At 73.2% G+C, this 15,788-nt stretch carries 15 protein-coding genes and 1 rRNA gene; 13 read left to right on the forward strand and 3 right to left on the reverse strand.

Annotation, left to right across the window (positions count from 1 at the left end; genetic code table 11):
• The first annotated feature begins 176 nt into the window (after positions 1-176).
• From rrf to ACZ7L7_RS33275, 3 genes are all read left to right on the forward strand, one after another.
• Positions 177-293 (forward strand): 5S ribosomal RNA (gene rrf / locus ACZ7L7_RS33265).
• A 160-nt stretch (positions 294-453) separates the two neighbouring features.
• Positions 454-1,461 (forward strand): hypothetical protein, encoded by a 1,008-nt coding sequence (locus tag ACZ7L7_RS33270; RefSeq protein WP_472077848.1) that lies wholly within the window; start codon positions 454-456, stop codon positions 1,459-1,461.
• Positions 1,353-2,081, forward strand: a complete 729-nt coding sequence (locus ACZ7L7_RS33275) for a tetratricopeptide repeat protein (RefSeq protein WP_285511702.1) — start codon at positions 1,353-1,355, stop codon at positions 2,079-2,081. The genes ACZ7L7_RS33270 and ACZ7L7_RS33275 overlap by 109 nt, the downstream gene beginning before the upstream one ends.
• Positions 2,082-2,139: 58 nt before the next feature.
• Here ACZ7L7_RS33275 and ACZ7L7_RS33280 read toward each other — a convergent pair whose 3' ends face one another.
• Positions 2,140-3,432, reverse strand: a complete 1,293-nt coding sequence (locus ACZ7L7_RS33280) for a DUF1015 domain-containing protein (protein WP_471593189.1) — start codon at positions 3,430-3,432, stop codon at positions 2,140-2,142.
• 69 nt (positions 3,433-3,501) lie between these two features.
• Here ACZ7L7_RS33280 and ACZ7L7_RS33285 point away from each other — a divergent pair, with 69 nt between their 5' ends.
• The 4 genes from ACZ7L7_RS33285 to ACZ7L7_RS33300 all read left to right on the forward strand — a co-directional run bounded on the left by ACZ7L7_RS33285 (position 3,502) and on the right by ACZ7L7_RS33300 (position 7,519).
• Positions 3,502-4,530, forward strand: a complete 1,029-nt coding sequence (locus ACZ7L7_RS33285) for an HAD hydrolase-like protein (protein ID WP_472077834.1) — start codon at positions 3,502-3,504, stop codon at positions 4,528-4,530.
• Between the two features lie 66 nt (positions 4,531-4,596).
• A complete protein-coding gene (locus tag ACZ7L7_RS33290) occupies positions 4,597-5,640 on the forward strand; it encodes a FecCD family ABC transporter permease (protein ID WP_453605522.1) in 1,044 nt (347 codons plus the stop codon).
• Positions 5,637-6,674, forward strand: a complete 1,038-nt coding sequence (locus ACZ7L7_RS33295) for a FecCD family ABC transporter permease (RefSeq protein WP_285511681.1) — start codon at positions 5,637-5,639, stop codon at positions 6,672-6,674. The genes ACZ7L7_RS33290 and ACZ7L7_RS33295 overlap by 4 nt, the downstream gene beginning before the upstream one ends.
• Positions 6,671-7,519 carry an ABC transporter ATP-binding protein gene (locus tag ACZ7L7_RS33300; RefSeq protein WP_285511680.1) on the forward strand — a complete coding sequence of 283 codons (849 nt, stop codon included), beginning with the start codon at positions 6,671-6,673 and terminating at the stop codon, positions 7,517-7,519. Before ACZ7L7_RS33295 ends, ACZ7L7_RS33300 begins: the two co-directional genes overlap by 4 nt.
• On the opposite strand, the gene ACZ7L7_RS33305 is transcribed toward ACZ7L7_RS33300, so the two are convergent.
• The gene (locus ACZ7L7_RS33305) at positions 7,516-7,863 is read right to left on the reverse strand and encodes an SCP2 sterol-binding domain-containing protein (RefSeq protein ID WP_453605520.1); all 348 of its coding nucleotides are present in this window, start codon (positions 7,861-7,863) and stop codon (positions 7,516-7,518) included. The two genes, ACZ7L7_RS33300 and ACZ7L7_RS33305, sit on opposite strands and share 4 nt — an antisense overlap.
• A 42-nt stretch (positions 7,864-7,905) precedes the next feature.
• Between ACZ7L7_RS33305 and ACZ7L7_RS33310 the strand changes: the two genes are divergently transcribed.
• The 6 genes from ACZ7L7_RS33310 to ACZ7L7_RS33335 all read left to right on the forward strand — a co-directional run bounded on the left by ACZ7L7_RS33310 (position 7,906) and on the right by ACZ7L7_RS33335 (position 14,099).
• Positions 7,906-8,184: a hypothetical protein gene (locus ACZ7L7_RS33310; RefSeq protein ID WP_453605518.1), complete on the forward strand. Its 279-nt coding sequence runs from the start codon at positions 7,906-7,908 to the stop codon at positions 8,182-8,184.
• Between the two features lie 7 nt (positions 8,185-8,191).
• Entirely contained in the window at positions 8,192-9,007 is an 816-nt protein-coding gene (locus tag ACZ7L7_RS33315; protein ID WP_285511677.1) for a TlyA family RNA methyltransferase, read from the forward strand.
• Entirely contained in the window at positions 9,004-9,909 is a 906-nt protein-coding gene (locus ACZ7L7_RS33320; protein ID WP_015661465.1) for an NAD kinase, read from the forward strand. The genes ACZ7L7_RS33315 and ACZ7L7_RS33320 overlap by 4 nt, the downstream gene beginning before the upstream one ends.
• 135 nt (positions 9,910-10,044) lie before the next feature.
• On the forward strand, positions 10,045-11,787 hold the full coding sequence (gene recN, locus ACZ7L7_RS33325; RefSeq protein ID WP_453605515.1) for a DNA repair protein RecN: 1,743 nt from the start codon (positions 10,045-10,047) through the stop codon (positions 11,785-11,787).
• A gap of 17 nt (positions 11,788-11,804) precedes the next feature.
• Complete coding sequence (locus tag ACZ7L7_RS33330) at positions 11,805-12,533, forward strand: hypothetical protein (RefSeq protein ID WP_472077835.1); 729 nt, start codon at positions 11,805-11,807, stop codon at positions 12,531-12,533.
• Between the two features lie 423 nt (positions 12,534-12,956).
• A complete protein-coding gene (locus ACZ7L7_RS33335; protein WP_285511674.1) occupies positions 12,957-14,099 on the forward strand; it encodes a glycosyltransferase family 4 protein in 1,143 nt (380 codons plus the stop codon).
• A gap of 7 nt (positions 14,100-14,106) precedes the next feature.
• Here the strand turns inward: ACZ7L7_RS33335 and ACZ7L7_RS33340 are convergent, their stop codons facing one another.
• The gene (locus ACZ7L7_RS33340) at positions 14,107-15,753 is read right to left on the reverse strand and encodes a PucR family transcriptional regulator (protein ID WP_453605512.1); all 1,647 of its coding nucleotides are present in this window, start codon (positions 15,751-15,753) and stop codon (positions 14,107-14,109) included.
• Positions 15,754-15,788 lie beyond the last annotated feature (35 nt).

Here is a 15,788-nt window from a genome sequence, read left to right on the forward strand (position 1 = left end):
GTTGATAGGCCGGATATGGAAGCACGGTAACGTGTGGAGTTGACCGGTACTAATAGGCCGAGGGCTTGTCCTCAGTTGCTCGCGTCCACTGTGTTAGTTCTGAGGCAACGACCGTTGCCGGTTTGAGCAGAATGCATAACTACAGAGTGTGCTTGTTCGCTCGAAACCATTAGGGTTTCGGTGGTCATAGCGTGAGGGAAACGCCCGGTTACATTTCGAACCCGGAAGCTAAGCCTCACAGCGCCGATGGTACTGCAGGGGGGACCCTGTGGGAGAGTAGGACGCCGCCGAACAATCTTTGGGAAGGACCCCTGGTCACCAGCGTTCAGCTGGGGCCAGGGGTCCTTTTGTTTTTACAATGCTTGCGGTACCTAAGACAGGAGTCACCGATGTCCACCAACTCTCCCGACGACCGACCGGAGCGCGACCAGCGGCGACGGGACAGTGGTGACCGTGGTGACCGAGGCGGTTACCGCGGCGGCCGTAACGACCGTGGCGACCGTGGTGGCTTCCGCCGGGACGACCGGCGCGACGACCGGCGTGACGATCGACGCGATGACCGTCGCGACAACCGCGGTGGTGGCAGCGGTGGTTACGGCCGGCGTGACGACCGTCGTGGTGACGACCGCGACCGTGGCGGCTACGGCGGCCGCCGGGACGACCGGCGCGACGGTGACCGTGGTCCTCGTCCGTCCTTCCGCCGTGACGACCGGCCGAGCGGTCCGCGCCGTGACGACCGTGACCGTGACCGCGGCTTCCGTCGGGACGATCGGGGCGACCGTGGGGACCGGCCGTCCTTCCGTCGCGACGACAACCGCACGGGTGGCGGCTACGGTCGTCGCGACGACCGCCGTCCCGACGACCGTGACCGCGGGGGCTACGGCGGCCGCCGGGACGACCGACGTGACGACCGGCGGGATGACCGTCGCGACGGCGACCGTGGCGGCTTCCGCCGCGATGACCGGGGCGACCGTGGGGACCGCGGCGACCGTGGTGGGTTCCGTCGGGACGACCGGCGCGACGACCGGCGGGATGACCGTCGCGACGGCGACCGTGGTGGCTTCCGCCGTGACGACCGTGACCGCGGCTTCCGCCGCGACGACCGGGGCGACCGTGGGGACCGCGGCGACCGCGGCGGCTTCCGTCGGGACGACCGCCGTGACAGTGACCGTGGCGGCTACGCCGGTCGCCGGGACGACCGGCGCGACGACCGCCGTGACGGCGACCGTGGTGGCTTCCGTCGCGACGACCGCGGTGGGCGTCCGGGCGGTTTCCGTGGGCGGGACGACCGCCGCGGTGGTGGGTTCCAGCGCCGGGACGACCGTGACCGGGACCGCGAGCCCATCAAGCGGCTGCCGATCCCCGAGGACGTCACGGGCGAGGAGATCGACAAGGACGTACGGCAGGAGCTGCAGAGCCTGCCGAAGACGCTCGCGGAGGATGTCGCCAAGAACCTGGTGATGGTGGCCCGGCTCATCGACGAGGACCCCGAGGGCGCGTACGGCTACTCCAAGGTGGCCCTGCGTCTGGCGTCCCGTGTCGCCGCCGTACGTGAGGCCGCCGGGTTCGCCGCGTACGCCAACCAGAAGTACTCCGAGGCGCTCGCGGAGTTCCGGGCGGCGCGGCGGATGACCGGGACCGCGGATCTGTGGCCGCTCATGGCCGACTGCGAGCGTGGGCTCGGGCGCCCGGAGAAGGCGCTCGACATGGCCGGGGCGCCCGAGGTGCACAAGCTGGACAAGGCCGGGCAGGTCGAGATGCGGCTCGTCGCGGCCGGCGCCCGGCGCGACATGGGGCAGCTGGACGCGGCCATCGTGACGCTGCAGAGCCCCGAGCTGGCCTCCAACTCCGTACAGCCGTGGACCGCGCGGTTGCGGTACGCCTACGCGGACGCGCTGCTGGCGGCCGGGCGGGAGCGTGAGGCGCGGGAGTGGTTCGCGAAGGCCGTGGAGTCCGACAAGGACGGCAGCACGGACGCCTCGGACCGGCTCGCGGAGCTGGACGGTGTCGAGTTCGTCGACGCGCTCGACGAGGGCGAGGCCGTGACGCCGGACGACGGCGAGGGCTCCGACAAGGAGTAGGCAGAGAAGGCAAGGGGCGGATCCCGGACGGGGTCCGCCCCTTCGTCGTTCACAGGGTTCACAGGTCCAGTGCGCGCAGGACCAGGCCGGACGCCGGTTTTGGGCCGAAGGACGTCGACTTGCGGGGCATCGTGACGCCCTGGCGGGCCAGGTCGCGGACGACCTCCTCGCGGACGGGGTGCATCAGTACGGCCGTACCGCCGTCGCGTTCCGCCTTGCGGACGGTGGCGGCGGTGTCGTGGATGTAGGCGATGCGGGCCGGGTCGTCCTCGGGGATGCGCCAGATGTGGTCGAGGAGCGTGGCGTGCAGGACCGTCGCGTCGAGCGCGCGCCAGGCCTCGGGGCGGTCGGCGGGGACGGTGCGGGCCAGGAGGTCCGGGTCCGGGCGGTCGACCAAGTGGAAGGAGCCGTCGCCGGCCAGGAGGAAGGCGTTGCCGGAGGCCGCCGCTTCGGCGAGGTGCTCCAGGGCCGTCGCGAGGGGGACGTCCAGGCGCCGCACGCGGAAGTGTCCCTCCAGGGCCGCTACGGCGTCCCGTACCGGGAGGTTGTGCAGGAGGCGGTGGATGGCGCGGACGCGCAGGGGGTAGCGGGCCGTGTCGACGAGGAGGACCAGGCCGTAGTCCCAGGGACTGGGGGAGGGGTGTTCGGCGCGTAGCCGGCGGTAGGTGGCCCAGCGGTGGTGGCCGTCGGCGATGAGGGCCTGGTGATGGGTCAGGTCGGCCTGGACGCGGGTGATGTCCTCGGGGGCGGTGATCGCCCAGAGTCGGTGGCGGTAGCCGTCCTCGGTGGTGGTGGCGAGCAGCGGGGGCTGCTCGATGACGCGTTCGAGTACGGCGGAGGTGTCGGCGGCGGTGCCGTTGCCCCGGTAGGTGAGCAACAGGGGTTCGAGGTTGGCCCGCGTGGCGCGCATCAGGTCGGCGCGGTCGGCGACGACGTGCGGCATGACGTCCTCGTGGGGCAGCACCACCTGGTCCGAGGGGTCGGACAGACGCAGGGCGCCGATCACTCCGCGCTGGATCAGGCCGTCGGTGTCGGTCTGTTCGTAGACGTAGAGGCCGGGTTCGGCGTCGGCCCTGAGGATGCCCTCGGAGCGCCAGTGGCGCAGGGTGCGTGCGGCCTGTTCGTTGCGGGCGCTCGGGGTGTCGGCCTGGGGGAGGATCAGCCGGACGATGTTGTGCGGGTCGGCGTCCTGGAGGTGGTGCAGGCCGTCGGGGCGGACCACGACATCGTAGGGCGGGGACGTCACGGCGGCCAGACTTCCGACCCGGTCGGGGTCGTAGCGAAGGCCTCGGAACGGGGTGAGTTCGAGGCCCCGGCGCGCCATTGCTTCCGGGTGACCTGCAGTGTTCATCCCGGCATCGTACGTGTGTCGGTGGGGTGCGAGATGATCGGGGGAAAGCGGTCGAACGAGGAGCGATGTATGAGCCAGAGCGTCAGGACGAGCCCGGCGGGCAGTGAGCGGGCCCTGAGCGAGGCGTACGACACGGCGCTGCTCGATCTGGACGGCGTGGTGTACGCGGGCGGGAACGCGATCGTGCACGCGGTGGAGTCGCTGGCGACGGCCCGGGCGGGCGGGATGCATCTGGCGTACGTCACCAACAACGCGCTGCGGACCCCGGACGCCGTCGCCGGGCATCTGACGGAGTTGGGGATACCCACCGGCGCCGGGGATGTGATCACCTCGGCGCAGGCGGTGGCCCGGCTGATCAGTGAGCAGGTGCCGCAGGCGTCGCGGGTGCTGGTCATCGGCGGTGAGGGGCTGCGGGTGGCGCTGCGTGAGCGCGGGCTCGTACCGGTGGAGTCGGCGGACGACGATCCGGCGGCCGTGGTGCAGGGGTACGGCGGGCCCGATCTGACGTGGGGCCGGTTCGCGGAGGCGAGTTACGCCGTCGCGCGCGGGGTGCCGTGGTTCGCCTCCAACACCGATCTGACGATTCCGAGCGGGCGGGGGATCGCACCGGGCAATGGGGCGGCGGTGGAGGTCGTGCGGATCGCGACCGGTGCCGAGCCGCAGGTGGCGGGCAAGCCGTTGCCCCCGATGCACCGGGAGACGATTCTGCGTACCGGCGCCGAGCGGCCGTTGGTGGTCGGGGACCGGCTGGACACGGACATCGAGGGGGCGTTCAACGGTGAGGTGGACTCGCTGCTGGTGCTCACCGGGGTCACCGACGGCGCCCAGTTGCTGGCGGCGCCGCCGCAGCACCGGCCCACCTATGTGGACGCCGATCTGCGGGGGCTGCTGACGGGGCAGCCGGAGGTCGCGGTGGAGGGGGACGGCTTCCGGTGCGGTGGCTGGGTCGCGGTGGCCGGGGCGGAGCGGCTGGAGTTGGACGGCGACGGGGAGGCACTGGACGGGCTGCGTGCGTTGTGTGCGGCGGCCTGGACCGCGGCGGGCGGGGCTTCGTGCGCGCTGGACGGGGGGAAGGCGCTGGCCAGGCTCGGTCTGTGAACCCGCACCAGCCCGCACCAGCGCTCACCGGGAAGGATTGATGGCAGGGTAGGCTAACCTAACCGCGTGTTGGTCGACAGTCCTCCCGAACAGCGCGCGGAATCCGCTTCCGCGCCCCCGAACCGTCGGGCGATACGTTCCCTCGGTCTCCTCCTCTCCGTCGGCATCCTGGTGCTCGTCGCCCTGGCGAGCATCGCGATCGGGGCGAAGGACCTCTCCCTGGCCCAGGTCTGGCACGGGCTGTTCCAGGACAGCGGGACCTACAGCGACGTCGTCGTGGACGACCGGGTCTCGCGCACCGCGCTGGGGCTGCTCGCCGGGGCGGCGCTCGGACTCGCGGGTGCCGTCCTCCAGGCGCTGACCCGCAATCCGCTGGCCGACCCCGGACTGCTCGGCATCAACGCCGGGGCCTCCGCCGCCGTCGTCACCGCGATCTCCTTCCTCGGCGTCACCTCGATGACCGGCTACATCTGGTTCGCGTTCTTCGGCGCGGCCGCGGTCGGGGCGCTGGTGTGGTTCCTGGGCGGCAGCCGGGGCGCCACGCCCGTACGGCTGGCACTGGCGGGCACCGCGATCAGCGCCGCCCTCTACGGCTACCTCCAGGCCGTCATGATCTCGGACGACGCGGCGCTCGGCCGGATGCGGTTCTGGACCGTGGGCTCGCTGTCCGCGGCGACCGACTCGACCATCACGCAGGTGCTGCCGTTCCTGGCGGCCGGCATGCTCCTCGCGCTCGCGCTGGCCCGGCCGCTCAACGCGATGGCGATGGGCGACGACACCGCCAAGGCGCTCGGCGCCAACCTCAACCGCACCCGGGCGCTGTCCATGCTCGCCGCCACGGTGCTGTGCGGGGCCGCGACCGCCGCCTGCGGCCCGATCGTGTTCGTCGGCCTGATGGTGCCGCACGTCGTGCGCTCCTTCACCGGGCCCGACCTGCGCTGGATCCTGCCGTACTCGGCCGTCCTGTCGCCGGTGCTGCTGCTCGGCGCCGATGTCATCGGCCGGATCGTGGCCCGGCCCGCGGAGGTCCAGGTCGGCATCATCACCGCGATCATCGGCGGTCCGGTGTTCATCCTGCTCGTACGACGGCGGAGGACGGCGCAGCTGTGAAGACCAACCGTGCGGTGCGCACCCCGGGAGGGCTCTCGGTACGGCTCGACGTCCGTGCCCTGGTGGTCGTACTCCTGCTGCTGCTCGCGGCGTTCGGGGCGAGCGTGCTGCTGATCGGCACCGGGGACTTCCCCATCTCGGCCGGAGACGTGGTCAGGACCCTCTTCGGCGGGGGTGATCCGGGACAGGAGTTCATCGTCAACGAGCTGCGGCTGCCACGGGTGCTGGTGGCTCTGCTGGTCGGGGCCTGTCTCGGGCTCGGCGGCGCGCTGTTCCAGGCCGTCTCCCGCAATCCGCTGGGCAGCCCCGACATCCTCGGGCTCGGACAGGGGGCGACGGCCGGGGCGCTCACGATGATCGTGCTGTTCTCCGGGAGCGCGAACCAGGTCACGGCCGGCGCGCTTGTCGGCGGCCTGGTGACCGGTCTGGCGATCTATCTGCTCGCCTGGAAGCAGGGCGTGCACGGCTACCGGCTGGTTCTGGTCGGTATCGGCATGTCCGCGATCCTCACCGCCGTCAACGGCTATCTGCTCACCGTCTCCGACATCGTCGACGCGGCCCGCTCGGTGGTCTGGATGACCGGCTCGCTCAGCGGCCGGGGCTGGGAGCAGGTGTGGCCGCTGCTCGCACTGTGCGCGGTCCTGGTGCCGCTGGTGCTCGGCAACGCGCGGGCGCTGAAGATGATGGAGATGGGCGACGACGTCTCCAGTGCCCTCGGGGTGCGCGTGGAGCGCGTACGGGCGCTACTGATGGTCTCCGCCGTACTGCTCACCGCGGCCGCCACGGCCGCCGCCGGTCCCGTCAGCTTCGTCGCGCTCACCGCGCCGCAGCTGGCCCGGCGGCTGACCCGCTCGCCGGGACCCAACCTGCTGCCGTCGCTGTGCATGGGCGCGACCCTGCTGGTCGTCGCCGACTGGAGCTCGCAGCGGCTGTTCGGCGCCGACCAGATGCCCGTGGGCGTGGTCACCGGAGTCGTCGGCGGCGTCTATCTGCTGTGGCTGCTGGTCAGCGAGCGCCGGGCGGGCCGGATATGAGCGCCACCGGCGGCACCGCGAAGAAGAACACCCGAAGGAGCACCGTGAACCGCCTGTCCGCCGAGAACGTCACCCTCGCCTATGACCAGAGGGTCATCGCCGAGCAGTTGTCGGTGGAGATCCCCGACAACTCCTTCACGGTGATCGTCGGCCCCAACGCCTGCGGCAAGTCCACCCTGCTGCGGGCGCTGTCGCGGATGCTCCGGCCCAGCCAGGGCCGGGTCCTGCTGGACGGACAGGCCATCCAGTCGATGCCGGCGAAGAAGGTCGCGCGGACGCTCGGGCTGCTGCCGCAGTCCTCCATCGCGCCCGACGGGATCACCGTCGGCGACCTGGTGGGCCGCGGCCGGTACCCGCACCAGGGCATCCTGCGCCAGTGGTCCACCGAGGACGAGCGGGTCGTGCAGGAGTCCATGCGGCAGACCGGGGTGGCGGAGCTGGCCGACCGGTACGTGGACGAGCTGTCCGGCGGCCAGCGGCAGCGCGTGTGGATCGCCATGGCGCTCGCCCAGCAGACCCCGCTGCTGCTCCTCGACGAGCCGACCACCTACCTCGACATCCAGCACCAGATCGACGTCCTCGACCTGTGCGCGGAACTCCACGAGACCCAGGGCCGCACGCTGGTCGCCGTGCTGCACGACCTCAACCACGCGGCCCGGTACGCCACCCACCTCATCGCCCTCAAGGGCGGCGAGGTGATCGCCGAGGGCGCGCCGAACGACATCGTCACGGCCGAGCTGGTCGAGGAGGTGTTCGGGCTGCGCTGCCAGATCATCGAGGACCCGGAGACGGGCACGCCGCTGGTGGTCCCGGCCGCGCGGAAGGCGCGGACAGCCGCGCGTTAGAGGAGCTTGCGCAGGACCAGCAGGTCGCGCACGCCCGCGTGCAGTTTCACCCGGCCCGCGCCCCACGCCTTGGCGAAGTTCAGCCCGCCGCCGACCAGCGCGACCAGGTCGTCCCCGGTCATCGCCAGCCGGATCTGGGCTTTCTCGCGGGGCGGGCCCTGGAGGGTGTCGCGCACCTCGATCCGGCCGTCCTTGAGGCGTCCGGCGAAGGTGACGTCGAGGTCGGTGAGATGGCAGCTGACCGAGCGGTCCAGGGCGGTGGCCGTGCGGACCTCCCCCTCGGCGTGCTGCATGTTCTCCGAGAGCTTCTCCAGTGCGGCGCGGCACTCTTCGATCGTGGCCATCGCGATCGACGGTACCCCAGTGCTTCGGGGTAGCGTCTGGGCATGAGCGACGCAGTTCCGCAGCCGGAGACTTCCCAGGAGGCCGTGGAGCCGGAGTACGACCCGGCCGCCCCCGCCCCGCTGGGCGTGCCCCGCACCCCCACCGGCAACGCCGAGGTCGACGCCCAGCTGGAACGGCTGGCCGACGCCGACCACCTCGCCACGGACGGACACGTCGAGGTGTACGAGGATGTACACCGGGGGCTGCGCGACGCGCTCACCGCGCTCGACGCCCGCCCGGGACCTCCGGCGCCCCCTTCGCCGTATCAGAGCAGGAGCTGAACCGAACGTGGCAGGAGTCGCACGCCGCCGTCTCGACGCCGAGCTGGTCCGCCGGAAGCTCGCGCGCTCGCGCGAGCACGCCAGCCAGCTGATCGCCGCGGGACGGGTCACCGTCGGCAAGACCGTCGCGACCAAGCCGGCCACGCAGGTGGAGACCGCCGCCGCGATCGTGGTCTCCGCCGACGACAGCGATCCCGACTACGTCTCCCGCGGCGGCCACAAGCTCGCGGGCGCGCTCAAGGCCTTCGTCCCGCAGGGGCTCGTCGTCGAGGGACGGCGGGCCCTCGACGCGGGCGCCTCCACCGGCGGCTTCACGGACGTACTGCTGCGCGCGGGCGCGGCGCACGTGGTCGCCGTGGACGTGGGTTACGGACAACTCGCCTGGAGTCTCCGAAGCGATGAACGCGTCACCGTCAAGGACCGTACGAACGTACGCGAGTTGACGCTCGAAGCGATCGATGGGGAGCCTGTGGATCTTGTCGTGGGAGATCTGTCCTTCATCCCGCTCGGACTGGTGCTGCCCGCCCTGGTGCGGTGCGTGCAGCCGGACGCCGATCTGGTGATGATGGTCAAGCCGCAGTTCGAGGTGGGCAAGGAGCGGCTGGGCAGCGGGGGAGTGGTACGCAGCCCGGAGCTGCGGGCCGAGGCGGTACGGGGGGTGGCACAGCGGGCCTGGGAACTGGGGCTCGGGGTGCGGGGGGTCACGGCCAGTCCGCTGCCGGGACCGTCCGGGAATGTCGAGTACTTTCTGTGGCTGCGGTCCGGGGCACCGGAACTGGACCCGGCCGACGTTGACCGTGCAGTGGCGGAGGGGCCGCGTTGACACAGAACCGAGCGCGTACTGTTTTCCTGCTGGCCCACACCGGACGCCCCGCGGCGATCCGCAGCGCCGAGCTGGTGGTCAAGGGGCTGCTGCGGTCCGGCATCGGCGTGCGGGTACTGGAGGCGGAGGCCGCCGATCTGCCGCTGCCGGAGAGCGTGGAGCTGGTCAAGGAGGCCACCCCGCAGTGCCTGGACGGGTGCGAGCTGCTGATCGTGCTCGGCGGTGACGGAACCCTGCTGCGCGGCGCGGAGTTCGCCCGCGCGTCCGGGGTGCCGATGCTGGGCGTGAACCTGGGGCGGGTCGGGTTCCTCGCGGAGGCCGAGCGGGACGACCTGGACAAGGTTGTCGACCGGGTGGTCACCAAGGCGTACGAGGTCGAGGAGCGGATGACGGTCGACGTCGTCGTCCACCAGAACGGCGACATCGTGCACACCGACTGGGCGCTGAACGAGGCCGCCGTGCAGAAGGCGGGCGCGGAGAAGCTGCTGGAAGTCGTGCTGGAGATCGACGGGCGGCCCGTGACCGGGTTCGGCTGCGACGGCATCGTGCTGTCCACGCCGACCGGGTCGACGGCGTACGCCTTCTCCGCGGGCGGGCCCGTGGTGTGGCCGGAGGTGGAGGCACTGCTGATGGTGCCGATCTCCGCGCACGCGCTGTTCGCGAAGCCGCTGGTCACCTCGCCGGATTCCGTGCTGGCGGTGGAGGTGTTGCCGCACATTCCTCCGGGGGTGCTGTGGTGTGACGGGCGGCGGACGGTCGAATTGCCGCCGGGGGCGCGGGTCGAGGTGCGGCGGGGGGCGGTGCCGGTGCGGCTGGCTCGGCTTCATCATGCGTCGTTCACGGATCGGCTCGTTGCGAAGTTTGCGCTGCCGGTGTCCGGGTGGCGGGGGGCGCCTCACTAGCCCACGGGGTGGGGTGGGGCGGTTCGTCGGCGGGTGCGGGTTTGTGGGGGTTTCTCGCGCAGTTCCCCGCGCCCCTGACGTACGTCCACTCCCCCGGGTGACAGGGTGCCTCGCTTCCGGACCGGCCCACCTCGTATGGTCGTGTCCGTGCTGGAAGAGATGCGGATACGGTCACTCGGGGTCATCGACGACGCGGTCGTCGAGTTGTCGCCCGGGTTCACCGCTGTCACGGGTGAGACGGGTGCGGGCAAGACCATGGTGGTCACCAGTCTCGGGCTGCTGCTCGGCGGGCGCGCGGACCCGGCGCTCGTGCGGATCGGCGCCGACAGGGCCGTGGTCGAGGGGCGGGTCTCCGTGCCCGCGGACGCCTCGGCGGTCGTACGGGCCGAGGAGGCCGGGGCCGAACTGGACGACGGCGCGCTGCTGATCAGCCGGACCGTTTCCGCCGAGGGACGCTCACGCGCCCACCTCGGCGGGCGCAGCGTGCCGGTGGGACTGCTCGCCGAGCTGGCCGACGACCTGGTGGCCGTGCACGGGCAGACCGACCAGCAGGGGCTGCTGAAGCTGTCCCGCCAGCGGCAGGCGCTCGACCGGTACGCCGGGGACGCCGTCGCCGTGCCGCTCGCCAAGTACGCCGAGGCGTACCGCAGGCTGCGGGCGGTCTCCGCCGAGCTGGACGAGATCACCACACGCGCGCGTGAGCGGGCCCAGGAGGCCGACATGCTGCGCTTCGGCCTGGACGAGATCGCCGGGGTCGAACCGCGCGCCGGTGAGGACGTGGAGCTTGCCGAGGAGGCGGAGCGGCTCGGGCACGCCGAGGCCCTGTCGTCCGCCGCGACGGCCGCGCACGCCGCGCTCGCGGGCAACCCCGAGGACCCTGAGGGCATCGACGCCGCCACGCTCGTCGCGGGCGCGCAGCGGGCCCTGGACGCCGTACGGTCGCACGACCCCGCGCTGGCGGCGCTGGCCGACCGGATCGGGGAGATCGGGATTCTGCTGGGCGATGTGGCCGGGGAGCTGGCCGGGTACGCCGACGACCTGGACGCCGATCCGCTGCGGCTGGCCGCCGTCGAGGAACGGCGGGCCGCGCTGACCGCGCTGACCCGGAAGTACGGCGAGAACATCGACGCCGTGCTGCGCTGGGCCGAGGAGGGCGCGGCGCGGCTGACCGAACTGGACGGCGACGACGAGCGGCTCGACGAGCTGACCGCCGAACGGGACGCGCTGCGGGTCGAACTGGGCGGTCTGGCCCAGGCCCTGACGGACGCGCGCACCGAGGCCGCCGAGCGGTTCGCGGCGGCCGTGACCGCCGAACTGGCCTCGCTGGCGATGCCGCACGCGCGCGTGTCCTTCGCCATCCGGCAGACCGAGGACCCCGAGGGCGTGGAGGTCGGCGGGCGGACCGTCGCCTACGGGCCGGCCGGTGTCGACGAGGTCGAGCTGCTGCTGGCTCCGCACCCCGGGGCGCCGCCGCGGCCGATCGCCAAGGGCGCCTCCGGCGGTGAGCTGTCCCGCGTGATGCTGGCCGTGGAGGTCGTGTTCGCGGGCACGGACCCGGTGCCGACGTATCTCTTCGACGAGGTCGACGCGGGCGTCGGCGGCAAGGCGGCGGTGGAGATCGGGCGGCGGCTGGCGAAGCTGGCGAAGACCGCGCAGGTGGTCGTCGTCACGCACCTTCCGCAGGTCGCGGCCTTCGCCGACCGGCAGCTGCTGGTGGAGAAGACCAACGACGGCTCGGTGACGCGCTCCGGTGTGAAGGTGCTGGAGGGCGAGGAGCGGATCCGGGAGCTGTCCCGGATGCTCGCGGGCCAGGAGGACTCCGAGACGGCCCGTGCGCACGCGGAGGAACTGCTGGCGACAGCACGCGGCGAGGGCTGATACGGCAGGGTGGACGGATGATCCTCCGTTCCGTCCTCTCCGCCGCCCTCACCCGCAGCACGCTCACCGGCCTCCGCCACCGCGCGCCCGACGGGTGGCGGCGCGTGAACCACGCCGGGAAGAGCGTCGACCTGCACACCGGTCCCGCGAGCGCCCTGGCCGCCGCCGTGGGTGCGGGCCTGGTCCGGCCCGGCCTCGGCGCGGCCGTGCTGGCCGCCGGGGCGTGCGGGGCGTACGACGACGTCGTGGGCGCCGGGGATCCGCGACGCGGGTTCCGGGCGCATCTGTCCGCCCTGCGGCACGGCGAAGTCACCAGCGGCGCCGTCAAGTTGTTCGGCGTCGGCGCGGCAGGGCTGGTCGCGGGCGCCCTGCTGAAGGAGAAGCCCGTCGACCGGCTGCTCGCCGGGGTGGTCGTCGCCGGTACCGCGCACTTCGTGAACCTGGTGGACGTACGGCCGGGGCGGGCCGCGGGTGCCGTGCTCGCGCCCGGACTGCTCCGGCGCGGTCCCGCGCGGGAGTTGAGCGCGGCCACCATGGGCGCCGCCGCTGCCGTACTCCCCGACGACCTGGCCGAGCGCTCCATGCTCGGCGACACCGGCGCGCACGCCCTGGGTGCGGCCCTGGGCGCCGCGATCGCGGCGGGCAACGGCAGGGCGGGGCTCGTGGTGCACGCGGCCGGGGTGGTGGCCGCGGCGGTGTGCGGGGACGCGGTGAGCGGGGCGGCGCGGAGGCGCTGGGCGCGGTGATCGCGGAGGGGGCGTGGTCCTCGGGTTGTCCGGCGGTTTCGGGTCACTTTTCGCCTCGGGGAGGGCGGTACGGCGGTGTCCGGGTGGCCGTGAGTTGCCACTTGCGCGGTGACGGCACCTCCCGGCGAGGGCCGGGGCGCGGGGGCTGACTCCCGTACCCCCGGGTCGGTAGAGGCTTCCCCTGCGCTTTTGTGCGCGGCGAACATTCGTGCCCGCGTTCATCCAGGTGGGTGAGGTGCGGGGGGTTCCGGGCCGCGTCGGCGGTGCTTCCCGGGCGCCTCGGGGTTCCCGGAACGGCCTTGCGTGCTGGCATCCTTGGGGGTGCGTGACGTACGCGCAGGGATCTGGGCGGTTCACCCCCTCCGCTCGATCCTTCTGTACTTTCTTCGTGACCGACCGACCCCGAACCAGGAGCACGGCCACGTGACCCCCGTTGGCAGCCACTCACCGCACGGCCAGTCGCCGCTGCGCACCGTGCAGGTACTGGGCGGCGGCAACGCCGGCAGCAGCGTGCACGTGCGGTCGCTGGCCGCGGGGCTCGTCGCGCGGGGCGTACGGGTCACGGTGTGCGCCCCCACGGAGGCCGATCACCTCTACGACTTCACCGGCGCCGGAGCCGAACACGTGCCCGTGCCGCGCAGCAGCGACCCCGGGTCCGTGGCCGCGCTCAGGGCGGCCTGCGCGGACGCCGACCTGGTGCACGCGCACGGGCTGCACGCCTCCTTCCGCGCCGTCCTCGCCCTCGGCGGACGCCGCACGCCCCTGGTCGTCACCTGGCACGACCGGGCCTACGCCGAGGGCGCCCGCGCCCATCTCGTACGGCTGCTGGAGCGGCGGGTCGCCAAGGCCGCCTCCGTGGTGCTCGGCACCACCTCCGCGCTGGTGGACCGGGCCCGGCGCACCGGGGCGCGGGACGCGCGGCTCGCCGCTGTGTCACTGCCCCGGCCGCGCGGCAGCGCCGAGCAGGAGGGCGAGGACGCCGAGCGGCTCAGCCCCAAGGTGCGGGCCGAACTCGGCGCCACCGGACGCCCGTTGCTGATCGCCGTCGGCTCCCTCGACCGGCACCGCGGCTACGACGTGCTGCTGGACGCCGCCCGCGCCTGGCTGCGGCTCGACCCCGTGCCGCTCGTCGTCGTGGCCGGTGAGGGGCCGCTGCGGGGCGAACTCCAGCGCCGTATCGAGGACGAGGGGCTGCCGGTGCGGCTCATCGGACGGCGCGAGGACGTACGGGAACTGCTCGCCGCCGCCGACCTCGCCCTGCTGCCCAGCCGCTGGGAGGCGCGGTCCGTGCTCGCCCAGGAAGCCCTCCACGCGCGCGTGCCGCTCGTCGCCACCGAGGTCGGCGGCATCCCCGAACTCGTCGGCGACGCCGCCGAACTCGTCCCCTACGGCAACGCCAAGGCCCTCGCCGACGCGGTGGTACGGCTGCTCGGCGACCCCGAGCGGTGCGACGAACTACGGGAGCGGGGTGTGCGGCAGGCGGCGACCTGGCCGAGCGAGGACGAGACGGTGGCCCAAGTGCTGAGCGTGTACGACGAGTTGACCCAGCACCGGCCGTTCATCTAGGCCCGCGTCAGGGCAGGTGACGGCGGGCGCGCAGGGCCAGACTCAGGGCCAGGACCGCCTGCGGGTCGTCGAGGTCGGTGCCGAGCAGTTCGCCGATGCGGGCGAGGCGGTTGTAGAGCGTCTGGCGGTTCAGGTGCAGTTCGCGGGCCGTCTCCGCCTTGCGGCCCGCGTGCGCCAGATAGGTCTGCAGCGTCGGCAGCAGCGGCGGCTTGGAGCGGGCGTCGTGGTCACGCAGCGGACCGATCGCGCGGTCCACGAACGCCGCCAGGTCCGGGTGGTCGCGCAGCCGCCACAGCAGCAGGTCGATGTCCAGCCGGCGGGCGTCGTACCAGGGACGGTCGGTCAGGCCCTGCGCCGCCGTCGCCGTCTCCGCCGCGTGCCTCAGGCTTGCCGAGGCCGCCGCCCAGCCGCCCGCGACCCCCACCACCACGACCGGCGGCAGTGCCCCCGGCCGCTGCATCCCGGCCCGCTCCACCCCCGCCCGCAGCGCCGCCGCCACCCGGTCCGCGACCGCCGACCGCTCCGACTCCGAGCGCAGCCCCAGCAGCACCAGCACCCGGCCCTCCACCGGCCGCACGCCCAGCAGCACCGGCACGCCCACCGAGGCCAGCTCCTCGGCGACCGCGCGGGCCAGCACCGCCCAGCCGCCGCCCGGCGCCAGCGCGTCACCGAGCCGCATCACCACCGGCAGCAGCGGACTGTTGCCCGGCTTGAAGCCCAGCACGCGCGCCTGCGCGGGCGCGTCCTCCGGGGCGATCCGGCCCTCGGCGAGGTCGGTGAGGAAGTCGCCGCGCCCCCGCGCCGCCAGCTCCTCCTCCTGCCGCGCCTGCATCAGCACCACGGCGAGGATCCCCGCGGTCCGCTCGGCCGCGATCCGGTGTACCGGCGCCAGCGGGCCGCGCACCGGCAGCAGCACCAGACGGGCGCGCACCGAGCCGGTGCCCGGACCCCCGCCCGGCACGTCCACCAGGACCGAACCGGCGGGCGGCGGCGTGTCCTTGCCGTGCTGGCCGCGCAGCCCCTCCCACACCTGGAGCGGATCGGCGTTCTCCGGGCCCGAACCGGCCGCGTACAGCAACTGCCCGTCGGTGGTCTCCAGGAACACCGGGTTGCCGCTGAAGTCGGCCAGGATGCCCAGGACCTGGGGGATGCCCCCGCCGCCCAGCAGGGCCTCGGTGCAGCGGCGGTGCACCTCCTCGGCGCGCTGCAGGAGCGCGTAGTGGCCGTTGACGATCTCGGTGTGGATCTCCTCGGTGACCGTCACGAACGGCACCTCGCGGTGCAGCTGGACCAGCGGCAGCCCGGTGGCCCGGGCCGTGTCGACCAGGGCGGCGGGCAGCCGCGTGAAGCGCGGGCCCAGCTCCACCACCAGGGCGGCGATGCCCCGCTCGGCGAGCGTGCGGACGAACGCGCGCAGCTCGGCCGGGCGGGTGCCCAGCCCGTACCCCGTGGTCAGCAGCAGTTCCCCGCCCTTGAGCAGGGAGGCGATGTTGGGCACCTCGCCCGCGTGCACCCAGCGCACCGTCCGCCCGAGCCGGTCGGCGCCCGCCACGATCTCCGGCAGCCCGCCGCGCAGGCCGGGCAGCTCCAGCGCCCGCTGCACGGTGATCCCGGCGCCCTGGGTGTCGAATCTGCTGTCCTTGCCGCTGTCCATAGCCGGACGCTACCCGCGCCGAGGTGCCCCGATCA

This window comes from Streptomyces sp. NPDC110618, assembly GCF_055657065.1.

Bases quoted from the DNA above. Each gene is read 5' to 3' on its own strand.
- ACZ7L7_RS33340 (WP_453605512.1), bottom strand. From the start codon at position 15,753: ATGGACAGCGGCAAGGACAGCAGATTCGACACCCAGGGCGCCGGGATC.
- ACZ7L7_RS33305 (WP_453605520.1), bottom strand. From the start codon at position 7,863: ATGGCCACGATCGAAGAGTGCCGCGCCGCACTGGAGAAGCTCTCGGAG.
- ACZ7L7_RS33310 (WP_453605518.1), top strand. From the start codon at position 7,906: ATGAGCGACGCAGTTCCGCAGCCGGAGACTTCCCAGGAGGCCGTGGAG.
- recN (WP_453605515.1), top strand. From the start codon at position 10,045: ATGGTCGTGTCCGTGCTGGAAGAGATGCGGATACGGTCACTCGGGGTC.
- ACZ7L7_RS33285 (WP_472077834.1), top strand. From the start codon at position 3,502: ATGAGCCAGAGCGTCAGGACGAGCCCGGCGGGCAGTGAGCGGGCCCTG.
- ACZ7L7_RS33300 (WP_285511680.1), top strand. From the start codon at position 6,671: ATGAGCGCCACCGGCGGCACCGCGAAGAAGAACACCCGAAGGAGCACC.
- ACZ7L7_RS33330 (WP_472077835.1), top strand. From the start codon at position 11,805: ATGATCCTCCGTTCCGTCCTCTCCGCCGCCCTCACCCGCAGCACGCTC.
- ACZ7L7_RS33280 (WP_471593189.1), bottom strand. From the start codon at position 3,432: ATGAACACTGCAGGTCACCCGGAAGCAATGGCGCGCCGGGGCCTCGAA.